Consider the following 18,833-nt stretch of genomic DNA (forward strand, 5'->3'; position numbering starts at 1 on the left):
TTTTTATTTCTCAGAATATTTCTCAATCGCTTTCTTCAAGTCAATGCCTTTTCCGAGAACTGGTTTAAAAATGTCGCCTTCACTGGCCAACCTTTCCAGTGCATTAAAGATGTGAAAATCACTCATTTTAAGCCCTTTCTTTACTTCGTCCCAATGCACTGGCATTGAAACGGTCGCTCCAGGTTTTGGACGGACAGAATACACAGATGCAATTGTCGCATGCGGTCTATTTTGTAAAAAATCCAGATACATTTTACCTTTGCGGTCTTTAATTGTGCGCTCCAAACTTGTATAATCCGGCAATTCTCGGTGCACCAGTGTGACGATTGCGCGGGCAAATTCCTTGGACTGCTCATAGGTATATTTATTGCCTAAAGGAATGTAAATATGAAGACCTGTTGAACCACTTGTTTTACAAAAAGATTCTATACCCATATCATCTAAAATCTGCTTGGTAACCTGCGCAGCTTCAATTACCTGGTCAAAAGAATTTTTATCGGGATCTAGGTCGATAATACAATATGTCGGATAGTCCGGTTTTTTGACTGTGCTGTTCCACGGATTCATTTCAATACAGCCTAGATTAGCCATATAAAGCAATGTAGCTTCATCCTTTCCAACAAGGTAATGTTTTTCTTCCTCGTTGTTTTCGCTTTTATAGAGGTAGGTTGCGGCCCAGTCTGGTGCTGTATCAGTAACATTCTTAAAATAGAATCCCTTTCCCTCGATACCATTTGGAAAACGGTTCATACTTTGGGGGCGATCTTTAAGATAAGGTAAAATAAATGGTGCTGCCTGATAATAGTAATTAATGAGGTCACGCTTTGTTATTTTATCTTTTGGCCAAAAAATTTTGTCTAAATTGGTGAACTTAAGCTCGTGACCATTTACTTTTTTCACCTGCGTTTTATCGAATGGATTCAGTAAGGTCTTTCGTTCAGCTTTTCCCCTTTTTGTCAGGATGGTAGGGCTTTCATCGTCTAAAATTTCCGATACTGGTTTTTCCATTTCGAGGACAACCTTTTTTGCGCTTTTATCCGTCCTCATCCCTTGAAATGAAGGATGACGCATTACGCCGTCACTCGTAAGTTCGGTGTAGGTGACCTCGCATAACAATTCGGGTTTAAGCCATGTGACAGAAGCATGTGGTGGATTAGGTCGGAATCTGGACGGTTTATTGACATCCGGTTCTTCTGCAAAAGGGACTTTCTTCGTGATAAGGGATTTGAAAAGTTCCATCATGTCCCTTTGATCCGAATCATTAAAGCCCGTGCCCACTTTTCCAGTATACACAAGCTCCTTACCTTCAAATACGCCAACAAGTAGGCTACTGAATAATTTACTTGAATCATCATTGAGTGTGAAGCCACCTATAACAACCTCCTGCCGTTTATTCGCTTTAATCTTCAACCAGTCTTTAGTACGAATTTTGGAATGGTAAAGACTATCTTTTCTTTTTGCCATAATCCCCTCCAGATCCATTTTTTTTGCAGCTTCTAAAAACTCAATGCCGGATGTATCAAAATCCTGACTTAACAAAATTGTTTGGCTAGTCGGTAGAATCTGTTCCAAAATCGCCTTACGCTGAACCAGAGGAAGGTCTTTTAGATCCTTTCCTTCATACCAAAGGACATCAAAAACATAATATACCAGGTCTCCATCTGACTCGCTTCTCCAATTTTGAAGCGCACCAAAGTTTGATTTTCCGCCTTCACCCACTACGACAACCTCTCCATCAAGCACCGCGTTGAATTTTAGTTTACTTAATGCCTCATGGATCGGATAAAATTTCTCATTGAAACTTTTATCGTTTCTTGACTTTATCTCCACCTCACCGTCATTTATAAAGGAAACAGCGCGATAGCCATCCCACTTTACTTCATATATCCACTCGTCACTGTCAAAAGGCTTGTCTACAAGGGTTGCCAGCATGGGCTCGATATGGGTATAAAATTTCTGATCCGGAGTCTCTTTAAGAAGCTTATTAAGCTCGGCCTTTGATTTCCGTTTGACTACAGGGATCTGCTCTACTTGATCTTCAATAATTTTTTCAGGCTCCTGGTCGTTTGTTATTTTGGACTTGGATTTAGGTGCAATCTTATCATCTTTTTTCCCATAGACTTTGTCCGGGGACTTTTCCATCTGTGCAATTGTCTTCTTGGAAATCACGGACTTGTCCTTTAGTGTGATATCGTCTTTAGTTGAATATTTATCTTCAAGTTTCATCAATAGCCAACTATTTTCCCCACGTCCATAAGCTTTTACCAGCGCAAATTCCCCTTTGAGTTTTTTTCCTTTGAGCGTAATTTTCAGCTTACCTTTATGCAACTGGTGCAAAAGGTTTTTCTCCTGCTGCTTGATATCACCTTCTACCGGTTCCGCGGGTTCGTAGGTTCCTTCATCCCAGACAATCACGGTACCACCGCCATACTGTCCCTTGGGGATGATTCCTTCAAAATCACGGTAATCGTACGGATGGTCCTCGACCATCATCGCAAGCCTTTTCACATCGGGATCGAGGGAAGGGCCTTTGGGAACAGCCCAGCTTTTGAGCACGCCGTCCATTTCCAGCCTGAAATCATAATGCAGGTGGGAAGCGTCATGTTTCTGAACGACAAATCTCAATTCTTTGCCAGAAGGTTTACCACCAAATGGTTCGGGTGTCTTTTCAGCTGATCGCTTTTCGCGGTACTTATCTAATGCCATAGCAAATCTTTTTTAATTACTTAATTTCAACGATATAGGGGTAGACCGCACTCAGAAAAGAACGGCAACAAACAGTTATGTAAGTTAGATTATATATTATGACGCTTTTTTAGATACGCCTCAAGTGTTTTTCTATCGTTGGAACCTGTCGATTTGATCGCACCGACTACGGCCTGAGAGCTGACGCCCAATTTGTCCTTGAAATACTGGATTTCATAATTTTCCGAACTGCTGACCTGATTCCGGTCTAGCTTTCCTTTTTTTGATTTGTTGTCCATGATTTGATGTTTAATGGGTTAATATATTTTGTCATTGGAAAAATTGCAAAAATTAAGCCGTTAGATATTGCTTAAATAACAACTGCAGAAGGAGAATAGATTACTAAAAATTTTCTTCGATGAGTATAAAACAGAAATTAAGCTGTTTTGACCAGAGAGGGTTTATATGTAAATTCCACCTGTCAAGGGGAAGTTTCACTTGTAGATGGCTTCGGAATTACACGATAGGTAATTTGAAAATTTCTAAAATATTATTAAATTAGAAGTAGTAATTATTTGCTCGTTCGAGCATACTTTTCATAAAAATAGGTTAATAATATGGCTAAACACCCGATGCTCCCCAAGCTTCGGGTGTTTTACTTAAAGAATGAACAAACCAGCGAGAGCTCTTTTGACTTCTTGACTTCCGAATTATAATATTATATTTTCAAGATTTACTTTAAAAAGTCAGCTCAATTTATGCTAAGGCTCTGGGCTCAATCATTCAACTTTGTGCATTGACAGGCAATAAATTACTGGTCTAAGCTGTTATCGATTTATATGAACAATAAAATTTTTAAGAATGGAAATAGATCTAATAGAAATGCTGTTAGAAGGAAAACACGGCATTGAATTTCAGGACTACTGTGAAAGATATTTTGATGCTATTCATGGGACAGACTTTCAGCGGGTAGCCCCATATGGAAGTAAAGGAGATGGGGGTAAAGACGGCTATATTCCAAATACCAAGGAGTATTTTGCTATTTCTTCCAGAAGCGATGTTAAAACGAAGCTCAGGCAGGACTTTATCAGCTGCGTGACTAAAAATTACAAGATTGACATTTTTAATTTTGTTACTAACCGGATTTCTTCTTCTGATGAATTGGATATGGTTGAGAGATTAAAATTGGATAACCCAGGCATTAAAATTAACATCATCACCCATAAACATATAGCTGCTAAAATAATGCAGATGCCACGCCAGCAAATTAGGACGATACTTTGTAGGTCTTTGGATTTTCAGGATGATAATTCAGTCTTTTTCGCTGCGGATGAAACCAAGATGGAATCATTTCCGTTCTGGCAGTCGGTCAAAGATTCCTATTTTTATTATCTAATGGTAGTGTCACTATTTGTCTTGGTGATAGGAATTGGAATGTATTACCTTATTACTTCAAATGAGCACGTCTGGAAAATTTCAATGATCAGTCTACTTTGTATACTTCCAGTATTCTTATATTTTTATAAAGATAGACTCCAAAAGACCAAATTCCCACATAAAATTTTATACTTGGTCTTGGGTGAAAAATTGCCTGTAGACAGAGAAGTTTTGTTTGATGAACAATCACATATTTCCATCCGTAGAAATGCGCCCTGGCATTTCACTTTTAACAAAAGATCTGCTGATTGTATCAAAAAGGGATGCTTTGGCAAGGTTTACTTATATAGGTCTGAGCGCTATAACCTCATTGGACGATGTGAAAATGATAAGATTAACCATGTTTATAAAGTTGACGGTAATTTTTATGGTGATCTGCTTTCTTAATAACTGATTAGTTAGGCCGGGTAGAAAAGTAAAATACATTTTTGAAGAACCCTGATAAACAGCATAATGGAAACGCTTAGATTTTTATCTGGGCGTTTTTTTTATGGGTAATGAGACTTAATTCCTTGGTTATTATGGCGTGCCTTATTTTAGACCGCGCTTTTCGTTGCAAGTCCTCGCAGGCTGTGGGCTTTACCCTGCAATCGCTCACGCATTTTTTCAATAATTCCCATGCACATGCCAAAGCACATTTACTTCTAACAGCGTCCATGCTGTAAAAGAGCTTTTGGCTTCCACTGTTTAGCAAATTGTAAATCAGTTCCCCCGCATGGTCCTTTCCAACTGACTTCCAATTCCCTAATGTCCGAATATAAGCTGTATTCGGAATTTATTTATATGAAGATATTCAATTAATATCATTTCCAAAGAAAAGGATAAAAAGGCAGCCAAGTTACATTAGACAGCCACCCCACTTCCCACCAATAGAAAAAATGAATGAACGGTTTCCCCCCAAAGGACCCCCCATTAAATCATTTTTTCTCTTGGTATGCGCAATTGTCCAATGTGTTTGTCTGCTTTCTTTTTTTCCTTTTTTTCTTTTGAAAATAATATCGGAGCCGAGCCTCGGAAGGACTGGAAGAACATAACAAGGAATGTAGAACAATAAAACAAAACGTTATGAACATCACAGCAAAAATCACAAGAAATGCGGTAGTTAGAACAACTAACAGCGGTAAAGAGGTCGTCAATTTCGGCGTAGCGATCAGACACACCTTCCGAAACAAGCAGGGCGAAAAAATCAGTCAGCCCACGTTTTTTGACTGCGCATATTGGAGAACCTCAAACGTTGCAACATACCTGACAAAAGGAACTGTTGTAGAACTTTCGGGAAGAATCAGCCCAAGTGCATGGATAGATAAACAGGGCAACCTGAAAGCAGGATTGAATTTTCATGTTTCAGAAATCATTTTTCACGGTGGAGACGCTAAAAAGGGAGGACAGACAGCGCAGGAAGAAACCGTAAAAACGGGTAACACTGCACCCGCATTTGCAGGCGACAGTGACGATGATCTTCCATTTTAACCACAATCCAAAATATTTAAACAAATGAAAAAGACAATTGAAAATACAGGGGTACAGATACCCGATAATATAGCACAGATTGCGCAAATGGTCACTAAAGACTGGAAAAACGTCTATTTCGGGGCAGTTCCTTATTTGAATGCCATGCGCTCACTGAATAGCGTAAACGACAGCTATTTTGAAGATTCGGCAGGCTCTATTATCAATTATTTTCTTGCCAATGCTACTACATGGCGGGGCGAGATAGCAAGGGCGGTAAAAGCAAAATTAAAACAGCTCGTAGCAAGCACAAATTAATCTTTAAACCTTCAATATTTAACATCATGGCAACAATTCAAATAGATATAACAAAAGCAAGCATTTACGTGGGAACATACGCCAAGTATAACGATGGGTCAATATTCGGAAAATGGCTAAAACTGTCCGACTATACGGATAGAAATGAATTTTACCAAGCATGCGCAGAATTGCACAGTGACGAGGAAGACCCCGAATATATGTTTCAGGATTATGAACATATCCCTAAAGGCTTAATAGGTGAATCATGGTTAAGTGAAAATACTTTTGAAGTACTGGAAGCACTCGGAAACTTAAACAATAATGATCAGGAAGCTTTTTTAATTTGGTGCGATAACGACCATAAAGATTTATCCGGCTGTGATATTGACGAGCTTATCAGTGACTTTCAAAATGACTATTTAGGTATTTACGACAGTGACGAGGATTTTGCACGGGAACTGGTAGATCAGCGGGAGGACTTGAATGATTTTGCCTTGCAATATTTCGACTATGAAGCCTACGCAACAGATCTTTTCTGTGGTAGCTACTGGAGCCAGGACGGACATGTATTTTATAACTAACACTAACCACAGGCGACTGTGCAAGCAGTCGCCTATAAAAAATAAAGCAATGATACTGGAAACCTTCAAGATCACCTTAAAACATGATTCGGGAAAATTTACCGTCACACTTACCTCAATGAGCGGTCAGCAGGGCGCGATTGCGCAGATATCAGCCTGTGAAGGCTGTGCCAATGGGGCAATAATCCACATCAAAAAAATCAGACAGGAAATTGTCAGTTAAAGGAATAATACCATGAATATAGGAGTAATCACATATAAACAGTACGACGAAAATGTGCTTCTGAATGCACATTTCAATCTTGATGAACTATTCAGGATCATCCTGCACGACAAAGAATTTATAAAGTTTGAAATCTTCGACAGGGAAAGGAAACTTTTGGCTTCCACCTATTATCCCGATGTTGAAAAGGGAAAAGGTTTCCACATACTTCTTTTCAAGGTGGAAAGGGAGGAAGAAATCAAATGGATTGATTATTATGCCTTCCGTACTCCCTCAACTATCCGACACACCACAGTCAGATGGAAAGTTCGGGGGGCTGATCTCGGAACCAAGAAGAAAGCAACCGAATTTGTCAATAGTTCAAATAATAGAGTGGCTGGTAAACTGGAGGAATTTATTGACCGCAATTCTTTTTAAAAATCTCACAACTTAAAATGTAAAATCATGAAAGCATTGCACGAAATGAACAAAATAGAAAGGGCGTATGTACTAGCCCGATTGTTTCCTGAAAATCTTAAAGACCTTACCGCCTTCACTCAAACAGAGATAACCCATTTTCGGGAAAAACAGGAGGATATTGCGAAGGCTTGGCCACCGCGGTCATTTATTACAGCGAATTATTGGTACAGCCTGATCGCAGAAATAGAAAGGATTTTGGAAAACCTCAATGTTCAGCTTCATAGAAGCCCAAAAATATTTTCTGAACATCTTTTTGGGGGACACAATGCCATTTTTATGACCCATTGCCTTATACGATTTGTCGAATGTGAAAATCCGCACCATAGTCTGAAACTGGCAATTGAACTATTGTTTGGAGAAAAAGAAGTAGTCTCCATTGAATTTACAGAAAACAAAAAAGATTAAAGTTTAACCGTTGGTGACTGTAAAAAGCCACCTTAATAAACGAGCAAAATGACACAGCAACAGTTAAAAGATAATTTCAGCACCCTAGTGGCTACCAATTCGCCACTAAAGGAAATCGAGGAACTTTTCCATAAAGCAATAGACAGTGGTGCTTTGAATTATGAGGACGAACAGCACGACAGTTATAGGACTGCGAAGATTATTTATCATGTTATCCTTTGTACGATGGCCTCACAATGGTTTCCCCTTGCAAAAGAAAATTGGGAGGAAGCCCAGAACCTTAAAAAATTTTTGTAATCATGGCAAATTGGTGTAACAATACGGTTGTCTTCACGGGAACTCCCGAAGCAATCGATCAGATAACCCTGCTATTTAAAACAATAGCAGAAATGGGACAGCAAATAGATTTTGACAAACTTCCCGCTTTTCTAACAGGTACAGAAGATTATTTCTTTTGCTATATCAGTTATAACGAGGGCGGTAAAATCGAATATGAAACTCGATGGACACCCAATATAGAAGCTGTATTGCAGATTGCACAGCATTATAAGGTAGATTTTGTACTTGACTATCAGGAAGTAGGCAATTGCTTATTCGGAAGGGCGACTTACGCTAAGAGTGTTTTTCATAACATCTATTTAGATCCACATGATTTTGGCAGGTTCTAATGGTGGTCAAACTATAAATTATTTAAAATGAAAATCACGGATTTAAACGGTTTAAAGATCACAGTGACCGATCTTGAAAAAGCAATTGAACAGGCGGAACTCTTTAAGGATATGCATCATGTTCCGCCAGTGCCTTCCGATCAGGATAAGCAAAAATATTGGACTGACGTTTACAACAAACTTTTGGAACTAAAATCAAAATTGGATCATGAGCAATCTATCGGATAAAACAGAATATCGGGCATTATCAATCATAGCCCGAATGGTTAAGGACTTTGAACGTTTGCACTGTCTTGACATGACAGCTTCGGACGATTGGGATGCCACAGGAGCAAGGAACCTTTTGGAAAGTATCATACAGAGTAACGGCTATAAAATTAATTATGAGAGGGGCAAGGGGGCAAAACCGATTATCAAAGAGAACAACAGCCCCAAAGCAGACCACAATTATACACGCTAATTTTTTACACTATGGAAAAGGATTACAGGTTTATGGACTATCTCTTCAATGAGTTTGTGGAAATAGAACGGCGTATTGGGAAAAGCCAATCTCATCGGTTTTTGTCCATTATCTCCAACTATATCGAATGGGGATTCAATTATGATAACCCCGAAAAAGCACAGCAATATGCTTGTATGACCTACTCTAGTATTTTACATGCCATTTATAACTGGAAAACACATTTACTTGATCTCAAAGAAGAACATGGACGCGATGCAAAAAAAAATGTGAAACAATATAAAAAGAGACTAAAATACCTGAAATATTCGGAGGATGAGATTGCAAATCTGCTCATAGAAAAGTATAAGCTCAATAACCCTTCTGAAATTATTTCGCCATACGATCAATTATAAATCGATAATCACAAATCAAAATATTATGGAAACCAATTTTTTCAAACAGATCCAAAAAATGGACATTGACAGCAAATTAACGCTAACAATAGCCAAAGCAACAGAAGATACAATAGTTGTTTCTATTTTGGTTCAGAACGACGGTTGTGGAGACAAAGCGAAAAACATTATACCGCCCCTGAACCTGAAAGGAACTGCGGAAGAACTCGATGCCGAATTTTTCGCACATATCAAGAAACCAATTGAATCCGCTTCGGGGCTTATGTCTAATATGGAAACCTTTATGAAGCAGGTCGAGGAAGCCAGATTGCAGTCCGCTATGGAGAAAGAAAAAACCGAGAAGGCGAAAAAAGAAAAAGAAGCCAAGAGCAAAAAATATAACGATGCAATATCGAAAGCCGAGGAACTGGAAAAAGAAGGAAAATTCAAGGAAGCATGGACTGCCTTACCAAAGGCGTCCGAATATCCTGAACATGCAGAAACAATCGGTCATAAACAGAATTTGTATCAGTCACATTTTGCGGGTGACCTTTTTGCAACACCGCAGAACGATATAGTCAAGCCATTGGAAGAAACGAAAGTAGAACAATAAAATAGAAAGATCATGTTATTAACACTTGAACTAACGAGAGTATTTGTACTCATGGACAAAGGACAAAAAATAATCCTTGACGACCCCGAACCACGTTGGAGCGTGGATGCAGTTCTAAATTTTTATGCGAATACCTATCCGATACTGACGACTTCAAAGGTTTCTGCACCAGTAATCAAGGATAATTCAGTGGTATATACTTTTGAAAACATAATGGGTACGAAAGGATAAAACCGAAAACATTAAAACAATGAACAATGCAAAAACAGACCATATCGGGAACAATAAAAGTTCCCGAAAAAGAAAGGGAAAGGAAACTGCACCGCAGGATTTCGGAATTCGCAAATTGGATGCAAAAGCCGAAAGATGCCCGCGAAATTGCGGAAGACAGAAGAAAGTCGGTTCCAATAGACATGTTGCCGATGGTCTACTAAAGTACAGGTTTCTGCCAAAGTTCAGGCAGACAGAAATGACCCAGCAAAATGAAATGTCTGCTAAACTTGAAAGTGACTTTTTCCAGTCACTTTCAGGACTGGCAGAACACTACAGGATCGAACCCTTTTTGCAGTCTGAGGAGTTTAAATTTCCATATAATATTAACCTTGCGCTTTCGGACATAAAGCAGAAATTAAAGGACAATGTTCGGAATTGGAACAGTATCAGTCTAAGAAAGAACAATGATAGCTTTTATCTGGTTACAGAGGAACGCTGTGACACAGGGGCGACCCTGTTCTACATTCCTGTCATCCCGCTTTTTAAAATGCTGAAGGACAAAAAACGCAGAAAGTCTGCATTATTGGTGTTATCTGTTTTTTCATACCTGTATCATATAGCCGATATTCCTTATTACCTGCAGGAAGGAAGCTACCTGTTTTATGAATATGAAATGCTAAAAGACTGGATTATGGAAGATTGTTATGGAGAGGATGAAGAGGACGAGGATCACCGCTTGAACGAAATAGATGTAGCGCAGTGGGTCGGTGAAAGAATAGAACAGAAAATATACAATAGGAGTAACCTGACCTTTTTTGCGGATAGAATTGCTCGGTTTGATCCAAAGGATCAGTTCGACCTCGATTGTTTGGCAATGGCAAGCAAAGCACTCGCAATTTATAAAGAATATCCCGATGCCAGTATTTTTCGCAATGCAAGTTCCATGCTCGATGATGAGGGTGAATATTTGGAAGACGAGATCATTGCGATGGAAAGATATATTTCTTTCTATGCCGACAATAAAGGCTGGCTTGCAGGAACCATATTTGAATCTGTCAATAATCAGTTTCAGGAATATAGCGAAACGCAGGAGCCTGTTATAATCAGGAACTTTGATGGAGGTGAAATGCCCACTAATGACCTTTCATTTGAGACGGAGATTTTTGAGCTGTTACACGACATTACCGATTTAATTTATGAATATAGAAAATTGAGCGATGGAAAAGATGAACATTGATATTACAGAGGATTTTGAGAAGCTCTATTATCCGAAATGCGCACTTGTAATCTATGAGACACAGGGACTTGACCCTGATGTATATGTAGAACATTTTGATATGGACGTTAATGGAAATCCCAAAAATGCCCATCCGCTTACAGTGAGGGAAGCGGATAATCTGGCTAAAGCCCTATTGGTCGAACAGGAAAAAGAAAGCGCATTTTTAAAACCTAAATCTGTCCTTCCAAGTAATGTGCTGAGCCTTGACCCTAGCACGGAAAAAGGCACAGTAATATGGCACACAAAGGCTATGCAGAAAGAACTGTTTTTTGTCGAAAGCCTGGGCATCCCAAACGGTAAAGCCTTTGTACCTGCCATGCTATGGAAAGCCAGTAAATCAAGTTTACAGGTGTTTGCCCTGAAAAGCAACCGGAGACCAACCCTAAAAACACCGCTCTACCACTGTCCATTTTTCAATATTTATGCTGACGGTAAGGTATGCTTGGGGACAATAAAGATTGACATTAAAAATTCTACTTCTGTGGAAGATTTTATAAAAGCATGGGAGCATTATTTTTTTCACAGCTATTTCAGCCACGCGCTTGTTACAGGAGGACAAAGCAAAGAAAATAATATTACGCTCTGGAAAAGGCTGATAGAACAGGAAACAGTTTTCCCTGCAGAAGTACTACTGCCCCATGCATTAACCCTTAAAAATATACTGTTATGAATACCGAAAAAACCAACATGCATTTTACCGACAATTATCTTTTAGCCCCAACAAATCCGATCACGGTTAATCTGGTAGGAGCAGGGGGAACAGGTTCAAAAGTGCTGACAGGCTTAATGGAAATCAATGAAAGTTTATTGGCATTGGGACATGCGGGATTGCAGGTCAGGCTGTGGGACGATGATGTGGTAACCTCTGCCAATCTGGGCAGACAGCGTTTTTTTGAATGTGAAGTCGGATTGCCCAAGTCAGTGGCACTCATTAACCGCATTAATCGTTGCACAGGTTCTAATTGGAGTGCGGAAACACTGAAATATGAGAAAGATAAACTGGGCAACATTCCTAAACATTCTAGTGCGACAATTACCATTACCTGTGTAGATACCGTTCAGGCAAGATTCGGAGTCGCTGAAATACTTATGGCAGTAAACGGACAGCGAAACCATTATCGGGATTCGCCCAAGTATTGGATGGATTTTGGTAACAGCAAACATACAGGACAAGTAATCCTTTCCACTGTAGGAAATATAAAACAGCCAAATTCGGAAAAATACAATGCCATAGCAAATCTGCCCTTTGTAACCGAAGAATATGGAGATCTTCTTTTGCAGTCCGAAAAAGATGATAATACCCCTAGCTGTTCACTTGCCGATGCACTCGAACAACAGGATCTTTTTATCAACGCTTCACTGGCTCAGATGGGCTGTAAATTACTGTGGAGTTTATTCAGGTTCGGAATGTCCAAGTACAGGGGATTATTCCATAATCTTGAAGATTTCAGAACTAGCCCGATATTGATCGACTGAAACTATATCGGGCAAAAAGACATTTCCTTATCTGGAAACGTCTTTTTGCGTAAAGCGATATGAACGCTTTAAAATATGCCCCCATATTAAGGCGGCATAACTTCTTTTCTTTTCGTATGTACGACCAAAGAAAAGAAGCAAAAGAACGTCGCTTGATTAAAAGATTCGTCCTACTTTTAATCCTACTATATTTTTATTTTTTTAAGAATAGTTGAGTGCTTCAGCTCTAAAATATTTCCATTTTAACCGCTTTGTTTACAGTTTCGTCTGAACCTTCAATTTTCTCCCCAGATCTATTAATATTCCTTTATCGATCAATGGACCAGATCGAAAGGGTAATATTGCTGTTCTTTTAAAGACGAATCAGCCAATCCTAAGATTTTCACAAAAGCTCCGCTTTCAAAACTCCAGTATCCAAAGAAAACATCGTTTTTGTTTTTATCATTATCGTACCAATAGGTAGATTTCATTTTTTTGTACCAGCTATTATTCAAATAATCTCTTAATGCGGCAATATTTTTTTCCTTATAAAGATCTTTTAAAAAGCCAAATATATCTGGATAATACATATTTGAATCTATATTTCTGTCGGCTATTTTGGACGAAATAATTATATCATAAATATAATCTTTGTGATTGCTATTATCCAGAACCGTTGTTATCTTTTTGTAATCATCTTCCGAAATGTCCAATAAAACACCTAACGAAAGCATCCAAAGCATTAATATATAATCGTCAAACAGAATAGTAGGAGTATTACTCTGCCACCCGGTTTTTAAATTTTCAATAACTTTCAAAAAGTCATTTTGCATTTCCTGAATAGGAGCTCCGGCAGAATATTTTGCAATGATGGTATGAATACTTGTTGTAAAAATCTGTCGTCTTACAGCGGGGATTCGATCCTCTTTAGTAGCTCCTGATTTTAATCCATCTTCATAAAATTCAATATCTTCAATATTTAATGTGATATAGTTTTCAAAATACTCAGGGTTCTTAAATCTAGTTCTCATACACATTTAGTTTTTAATGGTCATTTTCCTGCATTTCTTCTGATTATATTCATTTGCATTAACGCATTTATAACAATTTTCCAGTTTCTTTGGTATAAAGTTAGAGAATTGAATTACATTTTTAAATTGAGAATCTCGTTTTTTAAATCTGCAAACAGTCTCAGAATATTTTCCCTCTTGGATTCCGTATCGATTACATCAAATTCTTCTGTAGCAACGCTACATCTGTACTCCCATATTTCCAAAAGATTTTCTTTTGGAATTTCATATGAAGTATAGAATTTATTGTCAGCCGCAACTCTAACTTTAGTTTCAGACTGATCTTCCAGCCTTTTATAAGTTATTCCTTCGCGTGTTATAAAAATATATGTTTTCCCAATTTTTAGATCATTGAGAGCTTCAATATATCTGCCAATAATATAGCTTCCGTCTTTGTATGGCGGCATAGAATCCCCCTCAACAGGAAATGCCCTGTATTTTCCATTTTGGAGGAACGGCAGAGACATGGTTTTTAAGTTCTCAATATACTCCGGATCAGAATAGCCTGCGAGATAGCCCATTGAAGCTTTGTAGGGTATAATTTCAATTTGATTTTCGCCTCTGCTATCTGTTTTGATTGGTAACAGAATTCTATTATCAGATAGTTTTAGTAGTTCTTCCAATTTATATTTCCTGAGGTCAACCGTCAGGAGCAGATCTGTACTGACGTGATAAAATCTGGAAAGAGCCACCAGCACTTCCAGAGGAAGCGCAACTTTTCCGTTTTCATATTTTGAATAACGATCCCGTGTAATACCCACTGCATCAGCTATTTTTTCCTGTGATAGCCTTGTTTTTTGCATCCGCAAATACCTGATATTGTCAGCCAAAAAAGTTTGTAATGTCATTTTGGGAATATTTTTCCCAACAAATATAAAGCAACTTGGGAAATTTCTTCCCATTTTTGCTAAATAAATTAGCATTAAGATGGAAAGGACGATTGTACATTGCGATTTAGATACATTCTTTGTGTCAGTTGAAAGACTGATAAACAGAGACTTGATGGGTAAACCAGTCTTGATCGGCGGAAGCTCCGATCGCGGTGTTGTGGCTTCCTGTTCCTATGAGGCAAGGAAGTACGGCGTCCATAGTGCAATGCCGATGAAGCTGGCGCTCCGTATGTGTCCAGAGGCGGTAGTAGTTCGTGGAGATCATGATCTATATAGCAAGTACTCTAATACTGTGACGGAGCTTATTGAAGAATGTACGCCTATTGTTGAAAAGGCCAGTATCGATGAACATTATCTGGATATAACAGGTATGGATAAGTTCTTTGGTTGTTGGAAATGGACTCAGGAACTTCGCCAGCGTATTATTCATGAGACAGGACTGCCGATCAGTTTTGGACTTTCGGTTAATAAGACCGTATCCAAAATTGCTACTGGACAAGCTAAACCTTGTGGTGAAATTCAAGTGAGTTCAGGGACAGAAAAGCCTTTTCTTGCACCGCTATCCATTCGTAAAATTCCGATGGTTGGTGAAAAATCCTATACGCTACTGCGCAATATGGGCATATCCCGAATTATGACACTGCAGGAAATGGAGGTATTCACCATGCAAAAGGTATTGGGAGAAAATGGAGTGATGATCTGGAAAAAAGCCAATGGACTTGATGATAGTTTGGTTCTCCCATATCGTGAACAGAAATCAATGAGCAAGGAAACTACCTTTCAGCAGGATACTATTGACATGGAAATGTTGAAGAGAATTTTGACAGAAATGACCGACACCCTTGCTTTTGATCTTAGAAAGGATAAGAAATTAACAGGCTGTGTAACGGTGAAAATTCGGTATTCTAATTTTGATACCCATACCCAGCAGCTTAAAGTCGGGTATACAAACTCGGACAGAAAGTTACTGGAAACCGTATGGATGCTGTTCAAAAAATTATATAGCCGCAGAATGCTGATCAGACTGATCGGGATTAAGTTTTCTTCACTTGTATACGGAGAATACCAGACTGATCTATTTAATGACAGTGTGGAGGAGATCAATTTGATGCAGGCTATGGATAAGATCCGTATGCGTTTTGGGGCTGAATATGTAATGAAAGGATTATGCGCACCTGATATTGTGGGAAAAGGAGGGAAACATGTTATTAAATCTGCATAGTTATTATAGTCTTCGTTATGGAACGTTAAGTCTCGAAGATCTAATCGCTGGTATGTCCGCCGGAGGATATGATACTGCTGTGCTTACCGATATCAATAATAGTTCGGGATCGATTGATTTCATCAAGAAAGGAATCGAGGCCGGGTTGAATCTGCTTGCGGGAATGGAATTCCGTGAGGCTTCTTTGCTTCGGTTTATTACTATTGCAATAAATGAGCGCGGCTTTAAGGAAATCAATGATTTTCGGACTAAGCTGAATTTCGAAGGACGATCGGTTCCTGACCGTGCTCCTGAATTTAAAGAGGTGTTTGTAATCTATCCATTTTCCAGAATGAATGAATTTTCATTACGGGAACATGAATACATTGGAATAAAACCTGCTGAAAGAAACCGTGTTATGCTTTTGGATAGAAAATCTTTGGAACACTGCGTGATCCTTGCTCCGGTAAGCTTTAGAAAATCGGATTTTACACTTCATAAACAGCTCCGAGCTATTGACAATAATTTATTGTTCTCTCAGCTAGAGTCCCAGATGATCGCTGAGGAAAATGAGTTCTTTGTTTCAAAGGCTAAATTGATGCGCTTGTTCGCAGATATGCCACAGCTGCTCATGAATACCAATAAACTTCTGAGCCAATGCTCCTTTAATTTTGACTTCTCTTCGGTAAAAAATAAAGCTACTTTTACGGGAAACCGCTATAATGATAAGCAGCTTCTTCATAAATACACAATGGACGGTTTCGGTAGGCGTTATTCCAAAGGTGATCGTGTAGCGATTGAGCGTATAGAGCGGGAACTGGAAATTATAGAAAACTTACGATTTTCAAGTTATTTTCTGATAACAGATGACATTTGCCGTTATGCTCGTAACCGAGATTTTCATTACGTGGGCAGGGGATCTGGCGCTAATTCAGCAGTAGCTTATTGTTTGGGTATCACCGATGTTGATCCTATTTCATTGAATTTACCTTTTGAGCGGTTCTTAAATCCTAAACGAAAAAGTCCACCTGATTTTGATGTCGATTTTAGCTGGAATGAGCGCGACGAGATGTACGATTATATTTTTAATCGCTACCAAAGCGGTCATACTGCTTTGATGGGAGCAATGAGTACATTTCGTTCAAGAAGTATATTGCGCGAACTTGGCAAGGTTTATGGGCTGCCAAAGGCTGAAATAGATCGCTTGGTCCATGATCCCGAAAATATGCTCAATAAGAATGAAGTGACCAATACCATATTGAGTGTTTATAATAAAATGGCCGACTTTCCAAATCAACGGACGATACACTCCAGTGGAGTCCTTATTTCTGAACAGCCATTGACCTGCTATTCTGCATTAGATAATCCGCCCAAAGGATTACCGACAATGCAATTTGATATGTATGTCGCCGAAGATATCGGATTTGAAAAGTTCGATATTCTTTCACAACGTGGAATCGGACATATTAAAGACTGCCGGGAAATTGTCAGGGAAAATCTTGGCGAAGTGATCGACACTGGAAATCCAAAGCGATTTTTTAAGGATCAAAAGATTGCCGAACAATTGAAATCAGGTGATACAATTGGCTGTTTTTATATTGAAAGCCCCGCCATGCGTCAGCTCATCACAAAGCTTAAATGTGATGATTATCTCACTCTGGTGGCGGCTTCCTCTATTATTAGACCCGGTGTAGCTTCTTCAGGAATGATGGGAGAATATATAAAACGGCATCATGATCCCTCAACTGTCATCTACCCGCATCCCGTATTCAAAGAACAGCTTGAAGAAACTTACGGTGTCATGGTCTACCAGGAAGATGTCATGAAGATAGCCAATGCTTATGGTGGGCTGGATATGGCAGATGCCGATGTACTCAGAAGGATGATGTCAGGGAAATACAGAAGCAAGGATCATCTTATCGAAATCGAGGGTAAATATTTTTCAAATTGTAAAGCTAAGGGGTATGACGAAAAAATAAGCCGGGAGATATGGAGGCAGATGGAGAGCTTTGCAGGATATTCATTCAACAAAGCGCATTCAGCATCTTTTGCGGTAGAAAGTTATCAGAGTCTTTTCCTTAAGACCTATTATCCACTGGAATTTATGGTTGCGGTACTCAATAACTATGGGGGGTTTTATAACCGCAAGGTCTATGTTAATGAGGCCCGGACAGCAGGAGCAAATATTTGTCTGCCCTGTGTCAACAGGTCAAAATTCAATACAGCCATTTATGGCAAAGATATTTATCTTGGCTTTGATGCCCTGCTGAATTTGGAAGGAAAACTTGCCCAGCAGATCGTGTCTGAAAGGCTGACGAATGGGGAGTATAAAAGTCTTGAAAATTTTTCGATAAGGACAGGTGCAGGATTGGAACAGATTATTATCCTGATCAGGGCAGGTGCATTCAGGTTTTTAGGTTCCAGCAAAAAAGAACTTCTTTGGGAAGCGCATCTTATGTTAAATAATCAGAAAACTGATAAAATAGTCGGTTCCCTTTTTGAAGTGTGTTCCAAAAAACCAGTTCTACCCAAGCTGGACGAGAATGTTCTGGAAGATTACTATGATGAAATGGAACTGATCGGTTTCTGTGTGTCAGGTAAATTATTTGATCTCGCTAAAAGTTCTTATCTGGGCAATGTAAGTGCTGATTCATTAATAAAGAATGAGGGAAAAATAGTACAGATTGTAGGTGATTTTGTATGTGAGAAGTTCGTGAAAACCAAACGGGGTGACCTGATGAAGTTTGGGACGTTTTTGGATCGTGACGGGAGATTTTTTGATACTGTACACTTTCCGCAATCATTGGCTAAGTTCCCATTACGTGGGGCTGGTCTTTATCTGATTGAAGGCAAGGTCATCCTTGAATATGGTTGCCCGAGTATCGAAGTGATCCGTTGTGGTAAAATGCCGCTAAAACCAGATCCGCGAAGTGAATAGGGGCAATGTTTCCCTTAGTGATTATAATCGTAATGAATATCATACAAATCTCGAAATCTCTAATTAAAAGAATGATTTAAAAAAAAAGCCCGGATATTTCCAGAATATCCAGGCGATAGTTTTGATTTATCGG

23 protein-coding genes are annotated in these 18,833 nt (G+C 38.9%); 19 read left to right on the top strand and 4 right to left on the bottom strand.

The features are described 5' to 3' along the window. Positions 1-3 precede the first annotated feature (3 nt). Entirely contained in the window at positions 4-2,706 is a 2,703-nt protein-coding gene (gene ligD, locus ACMGDK_RS09565) for a DNA ligase D (protein WP_436807735.1), read from the bottom strand. Between the two features lie 89 nt (positions 2,707-2,795). Continuing rightward, positions 2,796-2,984: a DUF3606 domain-containing protein gene (locus ACMGDK_RS09570; RefSeq protein ID WP_436807736.1), complete on the bottom strand. Its 189-nt coding sequence runs from the start codon at positions 2,982-2,984 to the stop codon at positions 2,796-2,798. Positions 2,985-3,546: 562 nt separating this feature from the next. Here ACMGDK_RS09570 and ACMGDK_RS09575 point away from each other — a divergent pair. The 17 genes from ACMGDK_RS09575 to ACMGDK_RS09655 all read left to right on the top strand — a co-directional run bounded on the left by ACMGDK_RS09575 (position 3,547) and on the right by ACMGDK_RS09655 (position 12,622). After that, on the top strand, positions 3,547-4,509 hold the full coding sequence (locus ACMGDK_RS09575; protein ID WP_436807737.1) for a hypothetical protein: 963 nt from the start codon (positions 3,547-3,549) through the stop codon (positions 4,507-4,509). A gap of 678 nt (positions 4,510-5,187) precedes the next feature. After that, the gene (locus ACMGDK_RS09580) at positions 5,188-5,592 is read left to right on the top strand and encodes a single-stranded DNA-binding protein (RefSeq protein WP_436807738.1); all 405 of its coding nucleotides are present in this window, start codon (positions 5,188-5,190) and stop codon (positions 5,590-5,592) included. A 24-nt stretch (positions 5,593-5,616) separates the two neighbouring features. Further along, positions 5,617-5,889, top strand: a complete 273-nt coding sequence (locus ACMGDK_RS09585; protein WP_436807739.1) for a hypothetical protein — start codon at positions 5,617-5,619, stop codon at positions 5,887-5,889. A 26-nt stretch (positions 5,890-5,915) separates the two neighbouring features. Beyond that, positions 5,916-6,452 (top strand): antirestriction protein ArdA, encoded by a 537-nt coding sequence (locus ACMGDK_RS09590; RefSeq protein WP_436807740.1) that lies wholly within the window; start codon positions 5,916-5,918, stop codon positions 6,450-6,452. A gap of 49 nt (positions 6,453-6,501) precedes the next feature. Continuing rightward, complete coding sequence (locus ACMGDK_RS09595; protein ID WP_436807741.1) at positions 6,502-6,675, top strand: hypothetical protein; 174 nt, start codon at positions 6,502-6,504, stop codon at positions 6,673-6,675. 12 nt (positions 6,676-6,687) lie between these two features. Next, positions 6,688-7,092, top strand: a complete 405-nt coding sequence (locus tag ACMGDK_RS09600; RefSeq protein ID WP_436807742.1) for a hypothetical protein — start codon at positions 6,688-6,690, stop codon at positions 7,090-7,092. A gap of 27 nt (positions 7,093-7,119) precedes the next feature. Next, positions 7,120-7,539, top strand: a complete 420-nt coding sequence (locus tag ACMGDK_RS09605) for a hypothetical protein (RefSeq protein ID WP_436807743.1) — start codon at positions 7,120-7,122, stop codon at positions 7,537-7,539. Between the two features lie 48 nt (positions 7,540-7,587). After that, positions 7,588-7,836: a hypothetical protein gene (locus ACMGDK_RS09610; RefSeq protein WP_436807744.1), complete on the top strand. Its 249-nt coding sequence runs from the start codon at positions 7,588-7,590 to the stop codon at positions 7,834-7,836. Positions 7,837-7,838: 2 nt separating this feature from the next. Next, positions 7,839-8,207, top strand: a complete 369-nt coding sequence (locus tag ACMGDK_RS09615; protein ID WP_436807745.1) for a DUF1281 family ferredoxin-like fold protein — start codon at positions 7,839-7,841, stop codon at positions 8,205-8,207. Positions 8,208-8,234: 27 nt separating this feature from the next. Further along, positions 8,235-8,435, top strand: coding sequence for a 3-isopropylmalate dehydratase (locus ACMGDK_RS09620; protein WP_436807746.1), 201 nt, complete (start codon positions 8,235-8,237; stop codon positions 8,433-8,435). Then, positions 8,416-8,667 (top strand): hypothetical protein, encoded by a 252-nt coding sequence (locus ACMGDK_RS09625; RefSeq protein WP_436807747.1) that lies wholly within the window; start codon positions 8,416-8,418, stop codon positions 8,665-8,667. The genes ACMGDK_RS09620 and ACMGDK_RS09625 overlap by 20 nt, the downstream gene beginning before the upstream one ends. Before the next feature lie 32 nt (positions 8,668-8,699). Then, positions 8,700-9,062 carry a hypothetical protein gene (locus ACMGDK_RS09630; RefSeq protein ID WP_436807748.1) on the top strand — a complete coding sequence of 121 codons (363 nt, stop codon included), beginning with the start codon at positions 8,700-8,702 and terminating at the stop codon, positions 9,060-9,062. Between the two features lie 25 nt (positions 9,063-9,087). Continuing rightward, positions 9,088-9,654, top strand: coding sequence for a PRTRC system protein E (locus ACMGDK_RS09635; protein WP_436807749.1), 567 nt, complete (start codon positions 9,088-9,090; stop codon positions 9,652-9,654). A 12-nt stretch (positions 9,655-9,666) separates the two neighbouring features. Further along, positions 9,667-9,885 carry a PRTRC system protein C gene (locus ACMGDK_RS09640; protein WP_436807750.1) on the top strand — a complete coding sequence of 73 codons (219 nt, stop codon included), beginning with the start codon at positions 9,667-9,669 and terminating at the stop codon, positions 9,883-9,885. Positions 9,886-9,904: 19 nt separating this feature from the next. After that, positions 9,905-11,104, top strand: coding sequence for a hypothetical protein (locus tag ACMGDK_RS09645; protein ID WP_436807751.1), 1,200 nt, complete (start codon positions 9,905-9,907; stop codon positions 11,102-11,104). Then, positions 11,085-11,816 (top strand): PRTRC system protein B, encoded by a 732-nt coding sequence (locus ACMGDK_RS09650; protein ID WP_436807752.1) that lies wholly within the window; start codon positions 11,085-11,087, stop codon positions 11,814-11,816. Before ACMGDK_RS09645 ends, ACMGDK_RS09650 begins: the two co-directional genes overlap by 20 nt. Then, on the top strand, positions 11,813-12,622 hold the full coding sequence (locus ACMGDK_RS09655) for a PRTRC system ThiF family protein (RefSeq protein ID WP_436807753.1): 810 nt from the start codon (positions 11,813-11,815) through the stop codon (positions 12,620-12,622). The genes ACMGDK_RS09650 and ACMGDK_RS09655 overlap by 4 nt, the downstream gene beginning before the upstream one ends. Positions 12,623-12,936: 314 nt before the next feature. Here ACMGDK_RS09655 and ACMGDK_RS09660 read toward each other — a convergent pair whose 3' ends face one another. Together ACMGDK_RS09660 and ACMGDK_RS09665 are read right to left on the bottom strand one after the other, a co-directional pair. Continuing rightward, positions 12,937-13,632 (bottom strand): PoNe immunity protein domain-containing protein, encoded by a 696-nt coding sequence (locus tag ACMGDK_RS09660; protein ID WP_436807754.1) that lies wholly within the window; start codon positions 13,630-13,632, stop codon positions 12,937-12,939. A gap of 113 nt (positions 13,633-13,745) precedes the next feature. Then, positions 13,746-14,519 carry an XRE family transcriptional regulator gene (locus ACMGDK_RS09665; RefSeq protein WP_436807755.1) on the bottom strand — a complete coding sequence of 258 codons (774 nt, stop codon included), beginning with the start codon at positions 14,517-14,519 and terminating at the stop codon, positions 13,746-13,748. Between the two features lie 79 nt (positions 14,520-14,598). Between ACMGDK_RS09665 and dinB the strand changes: the two genes are divergently transcribed. Together dinB and ACMGDK_RS09675 are read left to right on the top strand one after the other, a co-directional pair. After that, positions 14,599-15,783 carry a DNA polymerase IV gene (gene dinB / locus ACMGDK_RS09670; RefSeq protein ID WP_436807756.1) on the top strand — a complete coding sequence of 395 codons (1,185 nt, stop codon included), beginning with the start codon at positions 14,599-14,601 and terminating at the stop codon, positions 15,781-15,783. Continuing rightward, positions 15,764-18,700, top strand: a complete 2,937-nt coding sequence (locus ACMGDK_RS09675; RefSeq protein WP_436807757.1) for a DNA polymerase III subunit alpha — start codon at positions 15,764-15,766, stop codon at positions 18,698-18,700. The genes dinB and ACMGDK_RS09675 overlap by 20 nt, the downstream gene beginning before the upstream one ends. The last annotated feature ends 133 nt before the right edge of the window (positions 18,701-18,833 follow it).

It is taken from the genome of Chryseobacterium hilariae (genome assembly GCF_051400735.1).
GTDB lineage: Bacteria > Bacteroidota > Bacteroidia > Flavobacteriales > Weeksellaceae > Chryseobacterium.

Coding starts and splice junctions, on each gene's coding strand:
- ACMGDK_RS09575 (WP_436807737.1), top strand. CDS start 3,547: ATGGAAATAGATCTAATAGAAATGCTGTTAGAAGGAAAACACGGCATT.
- ACMGDK_RS09615 (WP_436807745.1), top strand. CDS start 7,839: ATGGCAAATTGGTGTAACAATACGGTTGTCTTCACGGGAACTCCCGAA.
- ACMGDK_RS09590 (WP_436807740.1), top strand. CDS start 5,916: ATGGCAACAATTCAAATAGATATAACAAAAGCAAGCATTTACGTGGGA.
- ACMGDK_RS09595 (WP_436807741.1), top strand. CDS start 6,502: ATGATACTGGAAACCTTCAAGATCACCTTAAAACATGATTCGGGAAAA.
- dinB (WP_436807756.1), top strand. CDS start 14,599: ATGGAAAGGACGATTGTACATTGCGATTTAGATACATTCTTTGTGTCA.
- ligD (WP_436807735.1), bottom strand. CDS start 2,706: ATGGCATTAGATAAGTACCGCGAAAAGCGATCAGCTGAAAAGACACCC.
- ACMGDK_RS09610 (WP_436807744.1), top strand. CDS start 7,588: ATGACACAGCAACAGTTAAAAGATAATTTCAGCACCCTAGTGGCTACC.
- ACMGDK_RS09625 (WP_436807747.1), top strand. CDS start 8,416: ATGAGCAATCTATCGGATAAAACAGAATATCGGGCATTATCAATCATA.
- ACMGDK_RS09645 (WP_436807751.1), top strand. CDS start 9,905: ATGAACAATGCAAAAACAGACCATATCGGGAACAATAAAAGTTCCCGA.
- ACMGDK_RS09675 (WP_436807757.1), top strand. CDS start 15,764: ATGTTATTAAATCTGCATAGTTATTATAGTCTTCGTTATGGAACGTTA.
- ACMGDK_RS09570 (WP_436807736.1), bottom strand. CDS start 2,984: ATGGACAACAAATCAAAAAAAGGAAAGCTAGACCGGAATCAGGTCAGC.
- ACMGDK_RS09655 (WP_436807753.1), top strand. CDS start 11,813: ATGAATACCGAAAAAACCAACATGCATTTTACCGACAATTATCTTTTA.
- ACMGDK_RS09585 (WP_436807739.1), top strand. CDS start 5,617: ATGAAAAAGACAATTGAAAATACAGGGGTACAGATACCCGATAATATA.
- ACMGDK_RS09665 (WP_436807755.1), bottom strand. CDS start 14,519: ATGACATTACAAACTTTTTTGGCTGACAATATCAGGTATTTGCGGATG.
- ACMGDK_RS09650 (WP_436807752.1), top strand. CDS start 11,085: ATGGAAAAGATGAACATTGATATTACAGAGGATTTTGAGAAGCTCTAT.
- ACMGDK_RS09580 (WP_436807738.1), top strand. CDS start 5,188: ATGAACATCACAGCAAAAATCACAAGAAATGCGGTAGTTAGAACAACT.
- ACMGDK_RS09640 (WP_436807750.1), top strand. CDS start 9,667: ATGTTATTAACACTTGAACTAACGAGAGTATTTGTACTCATGGACAAA.
- ACMGDK_RS09620 (WP_436807746.1), top strand. CDS start 8,235: ATGAAAATCACGGATTTAAACGGTTTAAAGATCACAGTGACCGATCTT.
- ACMGDK_RS09605 (WP_436807743.1), top strand. CDS start 7,120: ATGAAAGCATTGCACGAAATGAACAAAATAGAAAGGGCGTATGTACTA.
- ACMGDK_RS09660 (WP_436807754.1), bottom strand. CDS start 13,632: ATGAGAACTAGATTTAAGAACCCTGAGTATTTTGAAAACTATATCACA.
- ACMGDK_RS09635 (WP_436807749.1), top strand. CDS start 9,088: ATGGAAACCAATTTTTTCAAACAGATCCAAAAAATGGACATTGACAGC.
- ACMGDK_RS09630 (WP_436807748.1), top strand. CDS start 8,700: ATGGACTATCTCTTCAATGAGTTTGTGGAAATAGAACGGCGTATTGGG.
- ACMGDK_RS09600 (WP_436807742.1), top strand. CDS start 6,688: ATGAATATAGGAGTAATCACATATAAACAGTACGACGAAAATGTGCTT.